Origin of the sequence: Rothia sp. CCM 9416, assembly GCF_048513535.1 — a bacterium.
Lineage (GTDB): Bacteria > Actinomycetota > Actinomycetes > Actinomycetales > Micrococcaceae > Rothia.
Window position 1 is genome coordinate 22,401 of the sequence record NZ_JBLXXR010000026.1, and the last position, 6,334, is coordinate 28,734.

Genomic DNA, 6,334 nt, shown 5'->3' on the forward strand with positions numbered 1-6,334 from the left:
CTATCAAATGTTTTAAACCAAGTACCCAGTTTAGAGCTAGGTCAGCCTTGAAGCAAGTAGGGCTAGCTCACTCTTCTACCTGGTTGACCCCAAGCGGGCTTCTGCATGAGCCTAGCCTGGCAACTCTTGCAGGGCTCGCTGGGTGGCACGCGGTACGAAGGATGAAACATCACCACCTAGCCCGGAAACCTCTTTAATCATGGTCGAAGAGAGGTGGTTGTATTTGGGGTCACCCGCTATAAAGGCTGTTTCGACACCAGCAATATGCCGATTCATAGAGGCCATAGGAGCCTCATATTCAAAGTCAGCGGTATTGCGTAACCCCTTGACAATCAGTGAAGAGCCCTGCTCTCGCACAAACTCAGCAAGGAGCTTACCCTCGGGCAAGATAACCGCAGACACACCGGCGAAGAGCCCAAAGGTTTCCTCCACCATCGCCACCCGCTCTTCAAGGCTGAAGCGGTATTGTTTGGAGGAGTTGTGGGAAACAGCCACCAACACGTTGCCATAGATTTTGGCGGCTCGGGTAATAATTTCGACGTGACCATTATGGATAGGGTCAAAAGACCCCGGGCAGACAACAGTTTGCATATGTCAAGGCTACAGTACGGCATGGTCTATGACATACAGTGTCACAGTACCCCGGGTATCCTGGCTTAGCTTGTATTCTGTTGAGGACACAATCCACTGGGAACCGTCGGGCTTTTAGCTAGGCTTTCCCGACTCTTTCAAGCGGGAGGCCAGCATGAGCAAGCCCTACGAGCGTGTAGGAGCGGCAACCGGGCTGCTAGGAGCTGACGGCAGCCAGCGCTCTACTATCTTTGAGGAAATGTCGGCCCTAGCCCAAGCCCACGGCGCTATTAATCTAGGGCAGGGTTTCCCCGATACTGACGGCCCCCAAGCCATGTTAGAAGCCGCTGCTGAGGCAATAGCGCGCGGTGCCAACCAGTACGCCACCATTGCAGGTAACCCTGCTCTTCGGGGAGCCATCGCAGAACACCAGCATCGTTTTTACGGCCTTGAGCTGGACCCCGATACTCAGGTGACGGTCTGTGCGGGAGCATCCGAAGGTCTATCTGCAACCCTAGCAGCTCTGGTGCAGCCAGGTGATGAAGTCATCCTCTTTGAGCCCTACTATGACCTTTACCCTGCGGCGGCAGCGCTGGCTGGAGCCACCATCCGTACCGTACCCCTGCTGCCACCCACTTTTGAACCCGATCTTGAAGCACTCCAGGCGGCTTTCTCTGCCCGCACTGCGCTCATTGTGGTCAACGATCCTCACAACCCCACAGGCATGGTCTTCTCTCAGGAAGCCAAAGAAAAAATTGTCGAGCTAGCCCAGCGATTCAATGCGGTGATTCTAGCTGATGAGGTCTACGAGCATCTGACCTACGGAGCACCCTACTCCCCCATCCAGGCCCTGCCCGGTGCCGCCGAACGGACTATCGCTGTCTCGGCCATTTCTAAAACGCATTCGGCCACGGGCTGGCGTATTGGCTGGATGACCGGCCCTGCCCATCTGATGTCCGCTCTACGAATGGTCAAAGGCTATTTCACGCACAGTGCTGCCGCTCCCCTACAGGAAGCGGCAGCCGTAGGCCTTGCCTCAGGTGATGACTTCTACCTGGGCCTTAAAGAACGCTACGCCCACCAGCTCAGGGTGCTAGTTGAAGGTCTAGCTGATAGCCCCTGGCAGATTATCGAGCCTGCGGGTACTTTCTTCGCTGTGGCTGATGTTGCTCAGGTACTGGCCCAAAAGGGCTTTACAACCGCTCAAGAGCTTTGCCAGGAACTACCCCAAGCCTCAGGAGTCACCCTTATTCCGCTCACTGCCTTTACCACCGAGGGCTACCGATCCCAGGTTGAAGGTTACGTTCGTTTTGCTTTCTGCAAGAAACCTGAAGTACTGGCAGCAGCGACCAGCCGTATCCTGGCATACAGTGCGGGCTAACTACTTACTATCCTTGGCGCGAATCAGGTCAAGAGCCACCAGAGCACCAATAATGGCAAGCCTGACCTCAGCGGGAGCAACCGGGTCAAGATGCACTCCGTAGCGGCTCTTACCTCGAATGGCTGAGGTCAGACCGCCCCACTGCCTGCTAACCTGAGCCGCAACGGTACTACCGGCCATAATATTGAAGCTGTATTCAAGCAGGTTGCCTTCAAGGTTAAGGGTGAGCTGGGGCAGTTCAATGCTCAACCGTTTGGTCAAGAACGAAAAGTGCTTCTGTACGTGAGCGAAGAAGCTACCGTCGGGCTTATACAACTCGTAGCGATCCAGACCCAGGTCAAAGGGGTCACGGATGGTCAGAAGAGGCTGACCACGGTCATCGACCAGGTCGAAGGAGCGATTACCTTTCAAAAAATTGACAGCTAGCGAGCCGGTGGTGTGCACTCGACCCAAAACCATCCCACGCTCGTCTTCAAGAGCAAAATCGTTGCTGAGGAAACTTCGGGTCTGCTGAATCACCAAAGAGTTTTCAGTCAGAAGCCGGGGCACTCCTGTTGACGGCGGCGGCTCATAGGGTGGGGGTTGCTGGGGTTGTTTGTGCTCTTGGGTCATACCTTTACCCTATCAAGGCCACCCCCTAGCAGGTTATGAAGAGAGGTTTTATGCGGAAGTGCTAAGCGCAGGTTCAGCATAGAAGAGTTGAGTCTCCCCGTATTTCTTCTCAGCGAACCGTTCCAGGCCGGTCCCCCAGGAAGGTTCACCAGTGCGGGTAGAACGCTCGACCACTACAACAGCGCCCTGCGCCAGGTAGTCTGACAATAGTTCTAGCAGCTCTTCCAGCTCGGCGTTCGTGACAGAGTATGGAGGGTCAATGAAGACCAGGTCCCAGGGCGCACCGCTATAGCTGGATAAGTAGGTTTTGGCCTGCATACGGTGGATTCTGCTGGTGCTTGCTCTTAAGCCGGCGCTGGTCGCACTCTGAGCAAGAGCCCGGGCGTTCTTCTCGATAACGGCTATTGCCTTGGGGTAGTGATCCACAAAATCTACATGGGCCGCACCGCGCGAAAGTGCCTCGCACCCCAGCGCGCCGGAGCCAGCGAAAAGGTCGAGTACACGAACGTCGGCCAGCATGTTGTAGCTCTCCAGGCGGGAGAACAGCGCTTCTTTGACCCGGTCTGTTGTGGGGCGGGTCTTATCGCCGGGCACGTTTGCCAGGCGTAGGCCTCCGGCCAAACCAGAAATAATGCGGCTCACTGCTGTCCTCTCTTGATAATTATTCTGCTTCGACTTACCAACCTACCAAGGCTAGACAAAAACCATGGCACCACCGACTTCAACGGGGGCACCATGGTTTACTTGCTAGTAGTCTAGTTCTTTATCTGATTGACAAATTCTGCCGCAAAATCGTGAATACGTTGTGTATCCACCTCAATGCCATCGGTGCGGGTCTTATCGACCGTACCAGCTAACATGAGTACGCCGCCATCTGCCACAGGGAAGTAGCATTTCTCAGAGCGCATGCTGTCTGATTCATGTTCCATGCCACACATACCGTTACCCATTTCGTGTTTCTCATCCAGACCAGATGTGCGGGTCTGGTAGTCAGACCCGGGAAGGTAGGACACGAGAACGTTGGTGTAGTTCCTGGGATTATCGCCGTGATACATGTACTTCTGGCTACCCTTCGATGAGCCGCTATCTTCAAGCTGTGCACCGTCTTTTTCAAACTGAGCGATTCCATCAGGGCGGGCACCTCCTGCTTTCTCGGCAGAAATAGTCATATCTGCTGGAAGCGGCGCTGAACTAGACGTTACGTCATGAGAAGCTGAAGCGCTTGCCGAGCTGCTGGAAACAGACTCGGTCGGTGAGGCTGAAGCCTGCTCAGACTCACGTGCAGAGGCCGAGCTTGAAGAAACAGCGAAGCTATTGCTCGTAGAGGTCTCAGTAGCCGAAGCGCCCGATTCTTCTGTTTTGGCAGCTTCGGTTGATGAGCCACAGGCTGATAAAGCCAGGGCCAGGGTAGCACAGGCGGTAACGATTTTAAGTGTTTTCATACAACCATCATAGGCATATCTCGGGAAGTCCTCCAGCACAAACAGCACAGTGAAGTGAGTGTCTACAGTGACCCCAAAATATGAACAAGTTCTGCTCTGCCCAAATTTTCATGGCCCAAGAACTCCGCTTCCCAAAGTCTAGCCCCGCCCCAGGAAGGCTTCACGGTCAGCGTCCAAGGCTCGGTCAATGGTACGAGCCAAGTCGGGATGCAAAGCAAGAGTCGGATCCCTCTCAATCACGGCAAAGGCATCTTGCCTAGCCCGCTCAATCAGCTTGGCATCGGTGAGAGCACGCAAGAGTTTTAGGGTGGATTTCTTACCCGACTGAGCGGCCCCCAAAATATCGCCCTCTCGGCGCTGCTCAAGGTCCACCCGTGAGAGCTCGAACCCGTCGGTAGTGGAGGCAACCGCATCCAGGCGCTCCCGGGAGACACCGTCCGCAGGTTGTTTTGTCACCAGCAGGCAGGTTCCGGGGAGCTGGCCTCGGCCAATGCGACCGCGCAGCTGATGCAGACCCGAAATGCCAAAACGGTCAGCGTCCATAATGATCATGAGGGTCGCGTTGGGCACGTTCACGCCCACCTCGATAACGGTGGTGGAAACGAGCAAGTCTAGCTGGCCATCAGAAAACTCGGTCATGACCCGGTTTTTCTCGGCGGTGTCCATACGCCCGTGCAGGCCGGCGATACGGACACCGGCAAGTGCGGGTTCCCCCTCAAGGTCTTCCAAGACCGACTCGACCGATGCTAGCGCTCCACCGCGAGCGCTCTCGGTGCTGGCAGTAGCAGAGCCAAAGAGGGTTTCACCGGTTTCAGTTTCTGCTGAGCTGTCGCCCCCGCCAATTTTGGGCACCACTACATAGACTTGGTGGCCGGCATCAATTTCTTCGCGGGCGCGAGACCAGATTCTTTGGGCCCAGGTAGGGTGCTCGGCCAGGGGCACGACGTGTGTACTTATTTTTTGGCGACCCGCGGGGAGCTGGTCAAGTACCGAGGTATCGAGGTCGCCAAAGACGGTCATAGCCACGGTTCGAGGTATGGGGGTTGCGGTCATGACCAGGCGGTGAGGTAGCGCCCCTCCGGGGCCGCGCAGGGCATCACGCTGTTCGACACCGAAGCGGTGCTGTTCGTCTACCACGACCAGGCCCAGATCAGCGAACTGCACGGCATCGGCCAGCAGAGCATGGGTGCCAATCACGATGTCGGCAGAACCTGATGTTATGGCTAGCAGGGCCTCTTTTTTGGCTTTTGTTTTGAGTGAGGCGGTCAGCAGAACCACCCGGACGGTGCCTTTATCTGCCGGGGGTTCATGCGCGGATTTAGCGGCGGCTGGATCGAATGGGCGGGTATCGAGAAGATCACCCAGAATCTGGCAAACCGACCGGTAGTGCTGTTCGGCCAGCACTTCTGTAGGCGCTAACATAGCGGCCTGGGCGCCATTGTCAGCAACCTGCAGCATAGCCCGCAAGGCTACCACTGTCTTGCCTGAGCCCACATCCCCCTGAAGCAGGCGGTTCATGGGGCTGGAACTAGCCAGGTCGTCCCTGATTTCAGCGCCTACCGTTTCTTGCCCCTCGGTGAGCTTGTAAGGCAGTAGGCCCGTCAGCGCATCGGCTAGACCACCGGGAACAAAGGGGCGGGCAAGGGTGTGGTGGGCAGCACGAGCCGCACGGATACGTGCCAAGGCCGCTTGTAGCACAAAGGCTTCGCGGTAGCGCAGGGAGTGGTGGGCCGCCCGCCAGGTTTGCTCGGTATCGGGTGTGTGCACGGCCCGGTAGGTCCAGGCCAGAGAGGGAATTTTACGGCTTTTGCGCACGGTGAAAGGGACCGGGTCTTCCAGCTCTTTGAGAGATAGGCGCTCCAAGAGGGCTTCCAGCGCAGCGGCTACCCTATCGGTAGGGTATTTGGGGGTTGCCTTATAGACCGGAATGGGGGCATTAGCCCGTGCTTTGGCACGCTCGATAGCTTCGGCGCTGGCCCCCGGAGCCATGCCCGAAGCACGGTCGGCTATCACGGCGTAGTGGGGGTTGGTAAGCGTCAGCTCACCACGGTAGGTACCCACCTTGCCCGAGAACATGACCTGGTCTCCCTCGTGAATTTCCCGGGCCGCCGTCCAGGCATTGAAGAAACTAAGGGTCATGGTGTCGCTGTTACCCACCATGGCGTAGGAGCCAGGAGCATAGCTGTTGAAGACAGCACCGAGCTTAAAACCATGACCGGCCCCATAGTCGCTTCTTGGGCTACCGGCCATAGCACCGGCTGATCCTTGAAGCCGAGGGTTACTGTAGCCGGGCTGATAGGCAGCCGGGGCGCCAGCCCCCCGGTAGGCA

6 protein-coding genes are annotated in these 6,334 nt (G+C 56.8%); 1 reads left to right on the forward strand and 5 read right to left on the reverse strand.

The features are described from left to right. Window positions 1-111: 111 nt before the first annotated feature. Window positions 112-591 carry a pantetheine-phosphate adenylyltransferase gene (coaD, locus tag ACN080_RS09405; RefSeq protein WP_419099491.1) on the reverse strand — a complete coding sequence of 160 codons (480 nt, stop codon included), beginning with the start codon at window positions 589-591 and terminating at the stop codon, window positions 112-114. A gap of 154 nt (window positions 592-745) precedes the next feature. Here coaD and ACN080_RS09410 point away from each other — a divergent pair, with 154 nt between their 5' ends. Continuing rightward, window positions 746-1,951 carry an aminotransferase class I/II-fold pyridoxal phosphate-dependent enzyme gene (locus ACN080_RS09410; RefSeq protein ID WP_419099490.1) on the forward strand — a complete coding sequence of 402 codons (1,206 nt, stop codon included), beginning with the start codon at window positions 746-748 and terminating at the stop codon, window positions 1,949-1,951. Here ACN080_RS09410 and ACN080_RS09415 read toward each other — a convergent pair whose 3' ends face one another. The 4 genes from ACN080_RS09415 to ACN080_RS09430 form a co-directional block, all read right to left on the reverse strand. Further along, entirely contained in the window at window positions 1,952-2,563 is a 612-nt protein-coding gene (locus tag ACN080_RS09415) for an LURP-one-related/scramblase family protein (RefSeq protein WP_419104682.1), read from the reverse strand. It abuts the gene before it with no gap. A gap of 48 nt (window positions 2,564-2,611) precedes the next feature. After that, window positions 2,612-3,205 (reverse strand): 16S rRNA (guanine(966)-N(2))-methyltransferase RsmD, encoded by a 594-nt coding sequence (rsmD, locus tag ACN080_RS09420; protein ID WP_419104681.1) that lies wholly within the window; start codon window positions 3,203-3,205, stop codon window positions 2,612-2,614. A gap of 113 nt (window positions 3,206-3,318) precedes the next feature. Further along, a complete protein-coding gene (locus tag ACN080_RS09425; protein ID WP_419099487.1) occupies window positions 3,319-4,005 on the reverse strand; it encodes a hypothetical protein in 687 nt (228 codons plus the stop codon). Between the two features lie 138 nt (window positions 4,006-4,143). Further along, window positions 4,144-6,334: ATP-dependent DNA helicase RecG (locus tag ACN080_RS09430; RefSeq protein WP_419113635.1), on the reverse strand; the 2,191-nt coding region annotated here is incomplete at its 5' end.